Here is a 14702-nt window from a genome sequence, read left to right as displayed (position 1 = left end):
ACTGGCAACACAAGGTTACCTCAGAGATTGCGCGTCGTTATGACATCGGGGTAACTGAAAAGCTCAACGTCAAGAACATGACCCATAAAGCTAAGGGTAAAGGGAAGAAGCGCAAGGCCGGACTAAACAAGTCTATTTTGTCGGTGGGGTTTGGTGCGTTGAACCAAATGCTGACCTACAAAATTGAGCAGAAAGGTGGTCTGGTCTTGTTTCTTCCCACGCAAACCCTTAAGCCGTCTCAGCGCTGTCCAAAGTGTGATGCGATTCACAAGGAGTGGGCAGACCTGAGTAATCGCTACCATGTCTGCCCTGCTTGTGGTTTTGCGATAGAGAGGGACAGGGGGACGGTGATGGTACTGTACAACGTTGCTACCAATCAGCAACCGGGGCTGGGAACCCGCCTCGTGAGTCTTGGATGCTTCAGCTCTACTTCAGAGACCCGGTACACGGGATCCATGAAGCAACTGTGGCAGAAGAAGAGACAAAAGTCTCGCTGTCAAGCGGATGGGGAAATCCCACCCGCCTACGCAATGGGGTAGTTCATAGCCCAAAATCCCTTGCCTTGGGAGGGAAGCTTGGCTCCAAGGGGATAGACAGAAGGGGTAAGAACCGCTGTTGGAATAGGCCCAAGTCTCCAGGAGTACTTGAGGCTCAAGCCCTTCTCCAGCCCCCAGATAAAACTGCCAGATCCTCTTCGTCCAAGTCAGCAGGGATCCCAGATCGGATCAGCTCGGCAAAATCTTCGTTGGGCACCATCATACAGAGGGCGTAGAGACGGCCAGGGCCGGTGTTGTGGATTTCGTGGACACCGGTCGGCGGCACCAGGATGCTGTCTCCGGTTTTGATGGGGGCCGCTTTCCCATCGCAAATAGCTAAACCTTCCCCCTTGAGCACGAAAAACATTTCCACAGCCATTTGATGGCGATTGGGGGGCGTTCTGCCTCCCTCATCGAAAATCTCGACACAGAACGTTAGCGAGACTTGAGCATGAGAAGGATCGAACACAATGGCCAGACGATTGGTGTCGTGGGGGCTGATGCGATAGGCCTGATAATCGGCAGGAGTTTTGACGATTGGGATCACACAGCGGGAGAGCGTTTGCATCGGGATCCTCCGCTCAAGAGATAGTGGGTGGAAAGTGGCAAGCGCTAAGAGGGGAGAGCTGCCAGCAAATCAGCAGAGGAAGCAACAAAGCCAAAGCACTGCTTGACGTTGTAAAGGGTGGCCAGCAGACAGTACTCAGGAGAGGTGGTGGCGGCGCAGTCTTCCAGCAAAATACAGTCGTAGCCGAGGAAATTGGCGTCTTGCAGCGTGGTCATAACACACTGATCGATGTTCACGCCGGCAAAAAAGAGGGTAGTACGTCCGAGATTTTTGAGAATGCTGTCGAGAGGGGTGTCCCAAAAGCCACTCATGCGGAACTTATCCACCCAAATATCCTCGAGTTTGACTTCCAATTCCTCCACCACAGCCGCGCCCCAACTGCCGCGGGTGAGAACCAAAGACCCCTTTTTGGGCAAGGGATCCCCCAGCCCTACCCCCTCTCCGGTGGGATTGTAGACATGTCGCAGGCCGGCGCTGATGTTGAGCAGGTCGGGCCGGTTGCCCCAGTTGACCCATACGATCGGCACCTGGGCCTGCCGCAGGCGGGGCAATAGAGTTTTCAGAGGGCCAATGGGAGCTCGCGCCGGTGTAACATCGACGCCAATGCTGGCCAGCCACCCGTCGGGATGGCAAAAGTCGTTTTGCATGTCAATGACCAGCAACGCCGCTTTGGCCAGATCCAGGCGCAGGGTTTTGCTGGAGGTGGGCAGCAGGATGGGCCGAGGCTCCAAAGGCGGACGGGTGATGTCGGCCATTTCGGCGTTCACAGCCCAGGCATTGGGAGGGATCCCCAAAGTTTTTAAGGGGCGGCTTGGGGGGCTCATCGGCTCTCCGCTCACGGGTCAGGGCAAGTACCTACCTACCTGCGCTTAACCTTAATGCACGACGGAGCTTACTTTGGAATCATAGGCTACAGTCTCTCACCTTGTTGACGCGCGGGATCCCGCCCGGTTAGTCGATAGGGGCTGAGATGAGGATAGGATGGGGAGAGGAGATTTCCGGAAGACCGACTAGGGATCCACCTCTGCACGCTATGCTCTAGAGACTGAAAGGATTGTGTAGGAACGTGAACATCCTGCGGCAATATATCTTTCCTGCTCTCATCCTGCTGGTGTTCCTATTTACTCTGGTGGTGGTGAGCATCCGCTCGTTTCTGCCGGAAGATATGGCCCAGCCGGCCCCGGTAGAGGAAGTAACATCGATGGGTCTTGCCGATCTTTCTTCCGCGAATGTTTGAGGATGGCTGAACTGGAGATCCCTCTGCCTGCCGGTTACCGTTGGCGCATTGGCTCTGCTTGGGATCGGCCCTGGGTGCGGCGGGGATTGCAGGCCACCTTGCAGGAGTCTTTCCCCGAGCAAAGCCAGTGGGATCACCTGGAAGCGACCCTGGATCGCCTCTTTGACCCCCCCCGTACTCCCTGCTGGTGGATCCTCAACGAAGCAACAGGGGAGCCGGTGGGCGGCGTGTGGGCCGGCATTTCTACCGACCAAGCCACTCATCGGCGGGTGGCCTACGTCTTTTTGCTCTGGGTGGATCCCGCCCATCGTCGGCGGGGGCTGGGCAGAGCTTTGCTGCAACAGGTAGAACGCTGGGGATCCCAGCAGCAGTTGTCGGCCATCACCTTGCAGGTTTACCGCCACAATCAAGCTGCCCTTAACTTCTACAGGCAGGCCCACTTTGCTGTGCAAGGCTACTGGCTATACAAACCCCTCGGCCCTGCTGCCGCCTCCCAGGAACTGGAAGACTACGAAGTTTTGTAAAGAAGCTGGGATCTGCCCGCAGCCGCTCTTTTGATGAAAACGTGATGGAAACGATGGCAACGACTGGAGGGAACGCCCATGTCCAGACCTGTCAAACTCAGCGAAGCTGAGATTCAGGCCAAGCTGGAAAGCCTGCCGGGCTGGTCTTTGCAGGATGGGAAGCTACATCGCCAATTTCAATTTCGCTCTTTTGTGGAAGCTTTTGGCTGGATGAGCAGTGTGGCTTTGGTAGCCGAGAGCATGGGTCACCACCCCGAGTGGACCAATGTGTACAACCGCGTGCGTGTGGATCTCACCACCCACGATGCCGGGGGCATTACGGAACTGGACTTTACCTTGGCGCAACGCATGAACGAGCTGGCTGGCTAGACACGCTCTCGGCGGCAGACTGAGCCATAACCAGGGATCCCTGCAGCGCCGCGGGGATCCCTATTTGTTTGCCACTGTTCGGGTCAAGTTGTGTTGGGAGCTGCATCCGTCTGATAGACTAAGCCTAAGGTTAAGAAATGATAATTTTATGAACGTGCTGGTTGTGGGGGCAACAGGAACGCTGGGCCGTCAGGTGGTGCGGCGGGCCATCGAAGAAGGGCATCAGGTGACTTGTCTGGTGCGAAACCCGGCCAAGGCTGCTTTCTTGAGTGAATGGGGCGCCCACCTCAAGGTGGGGAACCTACTGCAGCCCAGCACGCTCCGAGCGGCAATGGAAGGCGTCGAGGCGGTGATCGACTGTGCCACGGTGCGGGTAACCGACACCCTCAGCGCCCGCCAGGTGGATTGGGATGGCAAAGTTGCTCTGATCAATGCGGCACGGGCTGCCCAAGTGGGCCACTTCGTCTTTTTCTCCATCATGGGTGCTCAGCATGAGTACCCCAATGTGCCCCTGATGAATTTCAAGCACCACATCGAGAAGTACTTGATCGGATCCCAGATGCCCTACACCATCTTTCGTCCGGCGGGCTTCATGCAGGGATTGATCGGCCAGTATGCCATCCCCATTTTGGAAGAGCAAATTGTTTGGGTAGCCAGCGAGAGCATCCCCACAGCCTACCTCGACACCCTAGATGCAGCCCGGTTTGCCGTGCGATCCCTTAGTGTCGAAGGCGCCAAGCAGCAGATCTTCCCTTTGGTGGGGCCCAAGGCCTGGACATCCCAAGAAGTCATCGCCCTGTGCGAGCAGCTCTCCGGCAAAAAAGCCAAGGTCAGCACCATGCCCTTGGGACTGCTGCGAGGAGCGCGTAAGGTGGCCCAGTTCTTTCAGTGGAGCTGGAACATTGCCGACCGGCTGGCCTTTGTCGAGGTGATTGCTGCCAAAGAACCCATGCATGCCGATATGACAGCTGTGTGCGAAACCTTGGGGATTGAACTGACCTCTCTGACCTCGCTTGAAGATTACCTGGCCGAGTATTTCCAAAAAATGTTGAAACGGATTCGCGAACTCAAGGTCAAGCAACCCAAAGTCAAGACGCCTTTCTAGGGCATTGCTCTTGATCTTCATAGCAACTTCACAATAGCAATTCCATAGCGACTTGATTGAGTAGCGGACTGGGGAGAAGAGCTGAACTGGGGCGCGCCCGTCCTGCTGGATCGGAAACAGCACCGGAAACTGGATCCACCCAACCGCGGATCCTCAGGTTTCCAAGGAGCTTGTTCCCATCTACCCTATAGAAGTAGTGAGGATAAAAAGCAAGGTGGTCACAACAACAGAGACCACCTGGCTACCCGCTCTTAAAGCATAGACTCTTACCTAGAGATCTCATCGGAAAGTTCAATTTTTATCTATCTCGGTTCTCCGCTAGGATGCTTTTTAAGATTTCTTGCAGGATCTCAGCGAGTGTTCCAGTTTGGCCAAGATCCCTGGCCGAAGGAGGATTATGAGCTTGAACGGGCTGATCACAACTGCATGGCTCATTCCCCTCTATGCCTTGGTGGCGTGGACGGGAGCGCTAATCTGGTCCCCAGGAATTACCCGGCGCACAGGACCCCGTCCGGCGGGCTATCTGAATGCGCTGCTGACTTTGCTGGCGTTCTTGCACAGTGTAGGAGCGCTGGTGGCAATTTGGGATCAGCCGTCGCAGGTGATTCGGCTGCCCTGGCTGCAGGTGGGGGATCTAGTATTGGAGCTGCCGCTGCAGGTCTCATCGCTAACGCTGGGGGCCTGCGCCGTGGTGACGGGGCTGAACCTAGCGGCTCAGGTGTACGGGTTCGGCTACATGGAAATGGACTGGGGCTGGGCGCGGTTTTTCTCGTTGCTGGGCCTATTTGAAGGGGGGATGTGCGCCCTGGCTCTGTGCGACTCTTTGTTTTTCAGCTACGTCATCTTGGAAATTTTGACTCTGGGCACCTACCTGTTGGTGGGCCTTTGGTTTAACCAGTCGCTGGTGGTAACAGGGGCGCGGGATGCTTTTCTGACCAAGCGCATTGGCGACCTGTTGCTCTTGATGGGGGTCATCGCCATCTACCCCCTGACGGGATCCTGGGAGTTTGAGGACTTGACGGCTTGGGCAAAGTCGGTGCAGGCAGGAGCTATCTCTGTGGATCCGACCTTGATCACTTTGGCGGGGCTGGGGTTGTTGGCTGGCCCGGTGGGCAAGTGTGCCCAGTTCCCCCTGCACCTGTGGCTGGATGAGGCGATGGAGGGGCCGATCCCGGCCTCGATCTTGCGCAACTCGGTGGTGGTGGGCACGGGAGCTTGGGTGTTGATTCGCCTGCAACCGCTCTATGCTCTTTCCCCAACCGTGCTGGAAGTGATGCTGGTGATCGGGGCACTGACGGCAGTGGGAGGAGCCTTCGTGGCCCTGGCCCAAATCGATGCCAAGCGGGCCTTGTCCTATCTGGTGAGCGCCTACATGGGCTTGATCTTTGTAGCGGTGGGCACAGGACACACCCAACAAGCCTACCAACTGCTGCTCACCTATGCGCCGGCGATGGCCTTGCTGGTGATGGCGCTGGGTATGGTGATCTGGAACAGCATTACCCAGGATCTGCGCTACCTGGGGGGCTTGTGGTCGCGGCGGCCTATCTCCGGCCTGTGCTTTTTGACGGGGATGGCCGGGATCATCGCCTTGCCCCCCTTCGGCTCCTTCTGGGTGTTGACGGATCTGTGGCAGCAGTTGGCGCAATCGGGGCAGGGGCTGTGGGCGGCAGTGGTGCTGGTTACCAATGCGGTGACGGCGCTGGGGCTGACGCGGGTCTTCGGCCTGGTTTGGGGGGGTAAGCCGCAGCAGATGAGCGAGCGTTCCCCAGAGGTGCATTGGCCAATGATGTTGCCCAGCACAGTCACCATGGGAGTGGCGCTGCACATGCCCATGATCCTGGCGGCGCTGGATCTCATTCCCGTCCTAGAAGGGATCCCCGTTGGAGTGATGACGGGATCCAGCTTGGCGGGCATCGCCTTGGGAGCCTGGCTGTACCTACCGCGGGAGCGGCGGCCGGTGGACTGGGCTTTCTTGGCCGACTGGCAGGATCTGCTGGCCAACGATTTCTACACTTCCAAGCTCTACCGAGCCAGTGTGGTGTTTTTGGTGCGCATCATCTCTGATGTCACGGCTTTCTTTGATCGCTACGTGGTGGACGGCTTGGTGAATTTGACCAGCTTGGCGGTGCTGGCAGGCGGCCAAGTCCTGAAATACACCACCTCCGGCCAGTTGCAGGCCTATGTGCTGACCATTGTGGTGGGGGTGGCCCTGCTGGGCTGGCTCATTCTCTAGGCTTGGGTGGTGGCAGGACGGAGTCCTTAGAAAAGAGGAAAAAGACGATGCTGAGTGCCTTGATTGTGTTGCCGATTGTGGGATCCCTGCTCCTGTTCCTGGGCTTGGGCGGGCGAAAGCTGGCGGTGGTCTTGGCCGCGATCCCGCTGGCCATCTCCCTGCTCCTATTTACCCGCTTCGACTTGCAGGCGACCGGCTTGCAGTGGGAGCAGCGGTGGGATTGGATCCCGCCAATTGGGCTGAGCTACTCCCTGGGCTTGGATGGGCTGTCTTTGTTGATGGTGGCCCTGAACGGGCTGCTCACCCTCATCGCCATTCTGACGGCGGAGCCGGAAGTGAAGCGGCCCAATCTGTTTTACGGCTGCATTTTGCTCATGAGCGGGTCGGTCAACGGGGCTTTTGCCGCTCAGAACCTGCTCTTGTTTTTCCTCTTTTACGAGCTGGTGCTGATCCCGATTTACCTGCTTATTTCCATCTGGGGCAGCCCCAAGCGGGATTACGCCGCCATCAAGTTTTTGATTTACACCGCTGTCTCTGCCATCTTCCTGTTGGGGGCGTTTTTGGCCATCTACTGGCTAGGGGATCCCCATACCTTTGAGCTGGCCGAGGTTCGCATTAGCTCTCTGGGCCCTGCTGCCCAAACCCTGACACTCTTGGCGTTGATTGTGGCTTTTGGCATCAAGATGCCGCTGGTGCCCTTCCACACCTGGCTGCCCGACGCCTACGGCGAGTCTTCGCCGCCGGTGGCGATCCTGCTGGGTGGGGTGCTCTCCAAGTTGGGCACCTATGGTCTGTTTCGCTTTGGGCTGCAGTTGTTTCCCCAAGCTTGGGCCGATCTGGGCGGGATCCTGGCCTGGTGGGGGGCCATTGCTGTGCTGTCGGGGGCTTTGGCGGCCATCGCCCAAAAAGACATCAAGCGCATGGTGGCCTACAGCTCCATTGGCCATATGGGCTATATCCTGCTGGGCATGGCGGCGGCCACACCGATTAGCCTGACGGGGGCGATGGTGCAGATGATCTCCCACGGCCTGATTTTGGCGCTGCTGTTTGATCTGGTGGGCCTGGTGGAGCGCAAGGTGGGAACGCGGGATCTGGACGTGCTCAACGGCCTGCTCAATCCCCTGCGCGGCCTGCCCACCGTGAGTGCCCTGCTGATTTTGGGCGGCATGGCCAGCGCCGGGATCCCGGGCTTGGTGGGCTTTGTGGCGGAGTTTTTGATCTTCCAGGGCAGCTACCAAGATTTTCCCTTGCCCACCTTGATCAGCATCTGCGGCACCGGCTTGACGGCGGTGTATTTTGTAATCCTGCTCAACCGCACCTGCTTCGGCAAATTGGACAACCGCACCGCCTACTACCCACGGGTGCAAGGTTGGGAGCGGATCCCGGGCTTTATCTTAACTGCCTTGATCGTCTGGTTTGGGATCCAGCCTATGAACCTGGTGAAATGGCCGCAACCGTTGGCGTTTACTCTATCCACCCAGGTGGCCCAAGCCCAAACCCTCATCTTGGCCTCAGCCGGCGACTTTGTCCATTCTCCCTAGGTCACCTTCTCGGGAGGCGATCAAAGCAATCGGAGAACTTCCAGGAAGCGTCCAAGACCGAATTGAGATCTCGACGCATAGCCTCAAGGATCCAGAGCTTTTGAAGAGTTGGAGACTTCTTCCATGACGACAACCCTCACAACCCGCAAGCTTCCCCCTTCTACCCACCCTTTTGCGGATGTAGTCCACCGCCTCGAAGCGGGGGGATCCATGCTGCCGGATACGCCGGAAAACCTGATGCAAATTATCGGCCTTTACAAAGCCTATGCGGTGCCGATGGACTTTTATTGGCGGGATCTGCTCTACATTGCCGAGCAGGTGTTTGTGGATCCCTTGCCCTTTTTTAAGTTCATCATTCCCGAAGAATACCTAAAGCTGGCCAACCACTACGCGGGAGATAATGCAGATTTGCGCATTTGGCGCGGCCCCGCCACGGCCCACCCGGAACTTCTGGAGTTCATGGAAAAAGGGGAGCTCAAGCGCAAGCTGCCGCGGATTTTGCATCACCTCTGGCATGACCGCATCAACATGGAATTTGCTGAAGAATGTATGCGGGCCATGCTCTGGCACCGGGATATGGGGGGCCTGTTGGATCCCTATATGGATTCCGAGGAATACAAACAAAATGCCGACCGCGCCATCCGCGCCTACTGTCAGGGTAATCCTCTCTTGACCGGCCTGTACAAGCTCTTTCCAGACATGTTTCTGGAACTCTGCCGCCAGGCCACCATGTATTCGGTGCTGGGCCTGTTTTGGGAGATTATGGCCCCCGTCTTTTTTGAGATGAGCGACCTCTACGACGAGGGCAAAATCACCAGCGTGCCGGAGGCGATGAACTTTTTGGTCAACGGGATCTTCGCTATTGCCGGGCGGCCCATCTACCACCGGGTGCGCATTCGCGGGGAATGGTACGATATTGTGCCCAAATCCAAGGGATTTACCTGGCTCTACGAGGCGGCTTTCCCCTACGTAGAGGCCGTGTTCTATCGCACCTCTCCCTTCCGCGGCACCAAGTCCTACAACGCCCAGGCCAACGAAGTTCCCACCAACCAGTTGGACTTCCACTATGGGATCCTCTACGCCGACAAGTTTCCGGTGGCCACTGCTGGGATCCCGCCGACGCTTTTGCACCAGGATATGTACCACTTTTTGCCCCAGTATTTGGTGGAGTATTACCGCAAGCATTGCCGCGGCGAAGATGACATGCTGATCCAGCTTGGGATCAGCTTCCAGCGCTCCATGTACAACGTTACCTCAGCCGTGATCCAGGCGGGGAGGGCAGCTTTTCTCTATCCTTTGGACGATCCCAATCCGCGGCATTTGATGATGAACCGCCGTTATTTTGAGGGACAACTCAATCGCTTCACCCGACCAGAATACGGGATCCGAGAAGCAGCCCGCCTGTCCTACATTCAGGATCAGAACTATCGCTAGCCGACTTCAAGTGCTAGGCATTGACCCTTCCCCTCCTCGATTGTGTCCAGGCTAGGTAGCTCTGCAACTGCCTGTTTCTTTGGCTTTCCTATCATCCCAACTTTCAGAAAATAAGGATCTCGGCCATGCCTGATATTGTCGATATTGCCGTTTCTGCTGAGGGTTTCTCCACCCTAGTTACAGCCGTGAAAGCGGCAAACTTGGTGGATACTCTGAAAAGCCCCGGCCCCTTTACGGTTTTCGCCCCCACGGATGCAGCTTTCGCCAAGTTGCCCCCCGGCACCATTACCACCCTGGTGCAAAACATCCCCCAACTGACCCGCATCTTGTGTTACCACGTGGTGCCCGGTCGCCTGAAAAAGGCAGATTTGGCCAAGTACCAGAGCGTGGGCTCAGTAGAGGGATCCCCCATCGATCTGTTTATCGAAGGGGATGTGTTTGAAGTGAACAATGCCACCGTTATCCAGGCGGATATCGAAGCCGACAACGGCATCATTCACGTTATCGACACGGTGATCCTAATGCGGCCCCACTGGTTCTGGCCGATTATGAACTCTGCCTTGACTGCCTCGGCCAGAGGATAAACGGATCCATACCAAATCCTGAGTGCGGGTTGGGGAAAGTGTCCTTGTGAACACTCTCCCCAGCTAGAGGTTCTTGCTCTGCGTATCTCCTCACCTTCATAGGGTGAGGGTTTCGCCGGCAGCAATGTCGCGCTCTTTACTCCACCCGCAGATGAATCCGAAGCTTGTACTCGTCTGGCCCAATTCTCTGACTGAGGAGCTTTTCTCTATTTGAGGATGGAGCTTAGCGGACTCGAACCGCTGACCCCTTCAATGCCATTGAAGTGCTCTACCAACTGAGCTAAAGCCCCAGGCTTTCGGCCAACGGGAAAGGGAGCTTTTTCCCCATGTCCAGATAACCAGCTTAGCCTAAAGAAGGCGCTGCGCCGGTGAAAAGTGCCAGGTACTCATCGTAGACAGGCCGTGGATGCTTGTCAAGAGCTCGGTGGATGGGTTCTGCCAGGCTCTCGGCTTGTGGCCACCGGAGGAGCTTGCCGGGTGATAGAACAGAGTCAGTGACATTGAGGGGCTTGTGACAGAGGAATCCCTGCTTAACCGCATTTTGGCGGCTTCTTTGCTGGTGGTCTGCCTGATGGCGGCCATTGTTGGCGGCACACGACCTGCCTCAGAGTCGGCTCGGCTTGGCCTGGAGTCGGCGCGGGGGGCAGATCGCATCGAGGTGGTCACCCTGGAAGGAACGATAGGAGGTCCACGGGGCTCGACTTTGGTAGGCCTGCCCACCTCTCCTGTGGAACAGTTGCGGGAGGCAGTGCAAGACCGCGCCGTCAAGGCTGTATTGCTGCGCATCAACAGCCCGGGCGGGGCCGTGGGATCCAGCCAGGAACTTTACCGTGCCGTAACCGCTCTACACGAAGCCGGCAAGCCGGTGGTCGCCATCCTGGAGGACATTGCTGCCAGTGGGGGGTACTACGTGGCCAGTGCTGCCGACAAAATCTATGCCAACCCCGGCACCTTGACCGGCAGCATAGGGGTCATCATCAGCGGCCTCAGCTTTGGCAAGTTGCTGGAGAACTACGGCATCGAGCCGCAGACCTTCAAAACCGGCGAGTACAAAGACATCCTCTCTCCCTTCCGCAGCGCCACTCCTCAAGAGCAGCGCCTTCTGCAGGGCTTGGTGGAGAACACCCTTGACCAGTTCATTCGCGATGTGGCCCAAGGACGCCAGCACCTGCCAGAAAAAGGGGCAGAGCAGGTGTTGGACGCAGAGATGATCGCGCGGCGACAAAGCTTGGACGAAGAGCGAGTGCGACAGTTGGCCGATGGGCGCATCTTCACCGGGGCGCAAGCTGTGGAGGTGGGCTTGGTGGATGCTTTGGGGGGATACACCGAAGCGGTGGAGGATCTGCGGCGCATGACCGGGGATCCCTCTTTGTCGCCCGCAGGTGGGGGAGATGGCTTCCAACGGGCACTGCGACGACTGCTCAGCCAGGGATTGTCCCCGCAAAGGCAAGATGCTTGGCTGAGCCGGCTGTTGGCCGGCGACGCGGTTGCTGGGATCCCAGACGTGCCGCTGCTGTGGATGGCGCCGGAGCGGACTTTGCGCTAAATCTAATCACGACCGGTTTGGGTGTGGGGGGGTGAAGTGGTGAATCGAGAAGCGGTTCCGCAGGCAGTGCGGAGCAATTGGGGGGATCAGGGGAGCGCCCTAAGGGAAGGATCCCAGGGGGCAGAGCAGGATGGCGCCATCGACCTGGAGCTGTCAACCAGTCGGGCTTGGGTGGAAATCGACGCGGCCCAGTTGCGGGAAAATCTGCGGCTGTTGCAGGCCCGCTTGTCGCCGGATACCGAGATCTGGGCAGTGGTCAAGGCCAACGCCTACGGGCATGGGGCCCACTTGGTGGCTCCTGTGGCCGTTGCTGCCGGCGTCAAAGGGCTGTGTGTGGCCACCCTAGCGGAAGGGATCGAGTTGCGACAAATGGGGCTGCAGGCTCCGATTTTGGTCTTGGGAGCTTTGAACACCTGGGCGGAGCTGCAGCAGGCCATGGCAGCTCGGCTGGAGGTCAGCCTTACCCGCGCCGAGCAAATCCCCCTGATGCGCCAGGTGGCCCGCTGGGCCGGGCGACCCGTCCCGGTGCATGTCAATGTAGATACGGGCATGACCCGTTTGGGGATCCCCTGGAGCGAAGCCGCAGCCGTGTGGGGGCAGATTTGTCGGATCCCGGAGCTGGCGGGCTGTAGCCTGTTTTCCCATTTGGCGACGGCAGACGAGCCCCATTCTCCGGCCATGGAACAGCAGCACGCCCGCTTTGCCCAGGTGGTGGAACAGATTCGCCAAGCCGGGGATCCCTTGCCACCGTTGCATCTGGATAACTCCGCCGGCGCTCTGGCCCGTCTTCACTACTCCCGCGTGCGGTTGGGGTTGGTCCTCTATGGCTTGTCGCCTGCTCCCCACCTGCCGGTGCCGGGTTTACAGCCGATCTTGCGTCTCAAGGCGCGGCTGACCCACATTCAAACCGTGCCCGCCCAAACCGGCGTGAGCTACGGACATCGCTACATCACCTCTCGCCCCAGTCGCATTGCCACTCTGGCCATCGGCTATGCGGACGGGATCCCACGGCGGCTTTCCGGCTGGCTGCGAGGATGGGTGCGCGGCGGCCTGATCCAACAGGTGGGCACGATCACAATGGATCAATGTATGTGGGATGTCACCGAGAGGCCGGATATACAGGTGGGGGACGTGGTGGAGCTGCTGGGCCCCAAGCTGGCAAATATGGGTTTGTCTGTGCAGGATTGGGCTGACCAGGCGGGCACCATTGCCTACGAACTGCTGTGTGGGCTTTCTGCTCGTCTGCCGAGAGTGTTGGTCAATGGAGAGGCTGCCAGCACCAACATTGTTTGCTGAGCTGGGTACTCTAGAGGATAGGAGGTCGCTAGAGACTCCGGCTGGCCAGATCCCGCTTAAAGGGGAATTCGCCATCGGTAAGGGAAGCTACAAGGAGGCAGCCATGGAGACACGCAAACCCCTGAGGAGGCTGGAAAATCAAATGGAGCGGGCCGTCCTCGAAGCCATAAACGAGATGCTCCTCCTGGAAAGCCAGCAGCGCTACTGCTTCTGCGAGAGATTCTGTCACGATGCTGCCGCCCTGGCCTTGAACAATCTCCAGCCTCGCTACGCCACCAGTTTTCATGGCTCTCTTCACACTTTGGAAGCCATTCAAGCGGATCAGGAGTTGCAGAGGCTGATCCGGTTGGAGGTGGTGAAGGCCATGGAAAAGGTGGCGGCCAATCCCCTTTGCCCAGAACCTGACTGTCCTCTGCTGCTCGTCCAGACCGCTGACGCGACCGAGTTAGAGCTGGCCCCCAGCGACAATTGATTGCAGGAATGCCCCCGACAGTGCTACCCACTGCTGACGTGACCGTTTCCGCTTCGCCGGTGGCCTTTCTCGGCCCTGCCGGAACCTACACGGAGCTGGCTGCTTTGCTGGCCTGCCCCGAGCAGCCTCACCTGCACAGCCAGGGATCCCATCCCTTGGTGCCCTATCCGACGATCAGCGCTTGTTTGGAGGCGGTAGCTGCCGGCCAGCAACCCTGGGCGGTGGTGCCGGTGGAAAACTCGGTAGAGGGCGGCGTTTCCATGACCTTGGACGCCCTCTGGCAACTGGAGGGGCTGAGCATCCGCCAGGCGCTGATCCTACCGATTCGCCATGCCCTCATCGGACGTGCCTCGCAGTTGCAGCACATTGAGCAGGTCTATTCCCACCCGCAGGCTTTGGCCCAATGTCAGGCGTGGCTGAGAGCCCATTTGCCTCAAGCCACGCTGATCCCAACCCGCTCCACCACCGAAGAATTGGATCGCCTGCAGCAGCAGCCCGGCGCCGCCGTCATTGCCTCAGAACGAGCTGCCACCCTCTACCAGTTGCCGGTCTTGGCCTGCCCAATCAACGATCACCCCGACAATTGCACCCGCTTTTGGGTGGTGGGCCGTGGGCCGCTTTCGCCTTCAGATCGACAGGATGGGGCGCCCGCTTCCCCTGGAGGATCCCACACTTCCTTGGCCTTCAGCCTGCCCCACAATGTGCCGGGGGCGCTGCTGAAGCCGCTGCAAGTCTTTGCGGAGCGGGGCTTGAACATGTCGCGTATTGAATCGCGCCCCACCAAAAAATCGGCGGGGACTTATGTCTTTTTTGTCGATCTGGAGAATCCGGTCGGCCAGCCCTATCTGGATGCAGAGGTGATTGCGGCGCTGGAAGCGATTGCGGAAACTTTGAAGCTCTTCGGCAGCTACCCCGTGCATGACCTCTGCAAACAGGGTGGTCTATCCCAAGCAGCAGGAGCCCTGCTCTCTGAGACAGGGTAGCCTTTGAGCCCCATGCTCTCCGCCAGCTTGACGCCATACTGCTGCCACCCGATCAACCCGTAGCCGCCATCTCCAGTCACGGCCACGATGTGGCGGTCAGGATGTACCAATTTGGCGGGCAAAGCCATTGGAGATGAGACAGGTGTTGGGTTTGTCGCAGTAGTAAAGGCGGGCCCTCCACCATAGACAGTGGACAGGGCAGGGGATAACTTTTTTTCTGAGCTAGGGGGCGGTGGGAACCGAGCTAAGCTCGAATGGAATTGCCCCTCAAAGC

At 58.3% G+C, this 14702-nt stretch carries 15 protein-coding genes, 1 tRNA gene and 1 pseudogene; 13 read left to right on the top strand and 4 right to left on the bottom strand.

Annotated elements, in window-relative coordinates; translation table 11 throughout:
* Window positions 1-539: zinc ribbon domain-containing protein (locus NW826_RS03380; protein WP_414509428.1), on the top strand; the 539-nt coding region annotated here is incomplete at its 5' end.
* A gap of 112 nt (window positions 540-651) precedes the next feature.
* Here the strand turns inward: NW826_RS03380 and NW826_RS03375 are convergent.
* Window positions 652-1104 carry a cupin domain-containing protein gene (locus NW826_RS03375; protein WP_414333033.1) on the bottom strand — a complete coding sequence of 151 codons (453 nt, stop codon included), beginning with the start codon at window positions 1102-1104 and terminating at the stop codon, window positions 652-654.
* Window positions 1105-1148: 44 nt separating this feature from the next.
* Window positions 1149-1928: a cysteine hydrolase family protein gene (locus NW826_RS03370; protein WP_414509427.1), complete on the bottom strand. Its 780-nt coding sequence runs from the start codon at window positions 1926-1928 to the stop codon at window positions 1149-1151.
* A gap of 242 nt (window positions 1929-2170) precedes the next feature.
* On the opposite strand from NW826_RS03370, the gene NW826_RS03365 reads away from it, so the two are divergent.
* From NW826_RS03365 to NW826_RS03330, 8 genes are all read left to right on the top strand, one after another.
* Window positions 2171-2341, top strand: a complete 171-nt coding sequence (locus NW826_RS03365) for a hypothetical protein (protein WP_414333030.1) — start codon at window positions 2171-2173, stop codon at window positions 2339-2341.
* 2 nt (window positions 2342-2343) lie between these two features.
* On the top strand, window positions 2344-2865 hold the full coding sequence (locus NW826_RS03360; RefSeq protein WP_414333028.1) for a GNAT family N-acetyltransferase: 522 nt from the start codon (window positions 2344-2346) through the stop codon (window positions 2863-2865).
* 78 nt (window positions 2866-2943) lie between these two features.
* Complete coding sequence (locus tag NW826_RS03355) at window positions 2944-3234, top strand: 4a-hydroxytetrahydrobiopterin dehydratase (protein WP_414347061.1); 291 nt, start codon at window positions 2944-2946, stop codon at window positions 3232-3234.
* A gap of 148 nt (window positions 3235-3382) precedes the next feature.
* Window positions 3383-4339: an NAD(P)H-binding protein gene (locus tag NW826_RS03350; RefSeq protein ID WP_414348287.1), complete on the top strand. Its 957-nt coding sequence runs from the start codon at window positions 3383-3385 to the stop codon at window positions 4337-4339.
* A 397-nt stretch (window positions 4340-4736) separates the two neighbouring features.
* Window positions 4737-6572: an NAD(P)H-quinone oxidoreductase subunit F gene (locus NW826_RS03345; protein ID WP_414333023.1), complete on the top strand. Its 1836-nt coding sequence runs from the start codon at window positions 4737-4739 to the stop codon at window positions 6570-6572.
* Window positions 6573-6619: 47 nt separating this feature from the next.
* Window positions 6620-8113: an NADH-quinone oxidoreductase subunit M gene (locus NW826_RS03340; protein ID WP_414509426.1), complete on the top strand. Its 1494-nt coding sequence runs from the start codon at window positions 6620-6622 to the stop codon at window positions 8111-8113.
* A gap of 123 nt (window positions 8114-8236) precedes the next feature.
* Window positions 8237-9547 carry a CO2 hydration protein gene (locus tag NW826_RS03335; protein ID WP_414333019.1) on the top strand — a complete coding sequence of 437 codons (1311 nt, stop codon included), beginning with the start codon at window positions 8237-8239 and terminating at the stop codon, window positions 9545-9547.
* Between the two features lie 125 nt (window positions 9548-9672).
* Window positions 9673-10131, top strand: coding sequence for a fasciclin domain-containing protein (locus tag NW826_RS03330; protein WP_414333017.1), 459 nt, complete (start codon window positions 9673-9675; stop codon window positions 10129-10131).
* Window positions 10132-10348: 217 nt separating this feature from the next.
* On the opposite strand, the gene NW826_RS03325 is transcribed toward NW826_RS03330, so the two are convergent.
* Window positions 10349-10421: transfer RNA gene (locus tag NW826_RS03325), tRNA-Ala, on the bottom strand.
* Between the two features lie 221 nt (window positions 10422-10642).
* Between NW826_RS03325 and sppA the strand changes: the two genes are divergently transcribed.
* The 4 genes from sppA (at window position 10643) to pheA (ending at window position 14428) form a co-directional block, all read left to right on the top strand.
* Entirely contained in the window at window positions 10643-11677 is a 1035-nt protein-coding gene (gene sppA / locus NW826_RS03320; protein WP_414509425.1) for a signal peptide peptidase SppA, read from the top strand.
* A 66-nt stretch (window positions 11678-11743) separates the two neighbouring features.
* Window positions 11744-12973, top strand: coding sequence for an alanine racemase (gene alr / locus NW826_RS03315; protein WP_414333014.1), 1230 nt, complete (start codon window positions 11744-11746; stop codon window positions 12971-12973).
* Window positions 12974-13076: 103 nt separating this feature from the next.
* Window positions 13077-13445: a late competence development ComFB family protein gene (locus tag NW826_RS03310; protein WP_414509424.1), complete on the top strand. Its 369-nt coding sequence runs from the start codon at window positions 13077-13079 to the stop codon at window positions 13443-13445.
* Between the two features lie 8 nt (window positions 13446-13453).
* Entirely contained in the window at window positions 13454-14428 is a 975-nt protein-coding gene (pheA, locus tag NW826_RS03305) for a prephenate dehydratase (protein WP_414509423.1), read from the top strand.
* Here pheA and NW826_RS03300 read toward each other — a convergent pair.
* Window positions 14365-14608: pseudogene (locus NW826_RS03300) on the bottom strand (acetolactate synthase large subunit); the annotation flags it as partial. The gene pheA and the pseudogene NW826_RS03300 overlap by 64 nt on opposite strands.
* Between the last annotated feature and the right edge of the window lie 94 nt (window positions 14609-14702).

The organism is Synechococcus sp. OH20 (assembly GCF_047502685.1).
Lineage (GTDB): Bacteria > Cyanobacteriota > Cyanobacteriia > Thermostichales > Thermostichaceae > Thermostichus.
The sequence above is the reverse complement of the archived record's forward strand: the minus strand, read 5'-3'. Positions and strand labels throughout refer to the sequence as shown.

What these genes read in the sequence shown, in the direction of transcription:
- NW826_RS03375 (WP_414333033.1), bottom strand. Translation starts at nt 1,104, where the DNA reads ATGCAAACGCTCTCCCGCTGTGTGATCCCAATCGTCAAAACTCCTGCC.
- NW826_RS03370 (WP_414509427.1), bottom strand. Translation starts at nt 1,928, where the DNA reads ATGAGCCCCCCAAGCCGCCCCTTAAAAACTTTGGGGATCCCTCCCAAT.
- NW826_RS03360 (WP_414333028.1), top strand. Translation starts at nt 2,344, where the DNA reads ATGGCTGAACTGGAGATCCCTCTGCCTGCCGGTTACCGTTGGCGCATT.
- NW826_RS03355 (WP_414347061.1), top strand. Translation starts at nt 2,944, where the DNA reads ATGTCCAGACCTGTCAAACTCAGCGAAGCTGAGATTCAGGCCAAGCTG.
- NW826_RS03350 (WP_414348287.1), top strand. Translation starts at nt 3,383, where the DNA reads ATGAACGTGCTGGTTGTGGGGGCAACAGGAACGCTGGGCCGTCAGGTG.
- NW826_RS03345 (WP_414333023.1), top strand. Translation starts at nt 4,737, where the DNA reads ATGAGCTTGAACGGGCTGATCACAACTGCATGGCTCATTCCCCTCTAT.
- NW826_RS03340 (WP_414509426.1), top strand. Translation starts at nt 6,620, where the DNA reads ATGCTGAGTGCCTTGATTGTGTTGCCGATTGTGGGATCCCTGCTCCTG.
- NW826_RS03335 (WP_414333019.1), top strand. Translation starts at nt 8,237, where the DNA reads ATGACGACAACCCTCACAACCCGCAAGCTTCCCCCTTCTACCCACCCT.
- NW826_RS03330 (WP_414333017.1), top strand. Translation starts at nt 9,673, where the DNA reads ATGCCTGATATTGTCGATATTGCCGTTTCTGCTGAGGGTTTCTCCACC.
- NW826_RS03310 (WP_414509424.1), top strand. Translation starts at nt 13,077, where the DNA reads ATGGAGACACGCAAACCCCTGAGGAGGCTGGAAAATCAAATGGAGCGG.
- pheA (WP_414509423.1), top strand. Translation starts at nt 13,454, where the DNA reads ATGCCCCCGACAGTGCTACCCACTGCTGACGTGACCGTTTCCGCTTCG.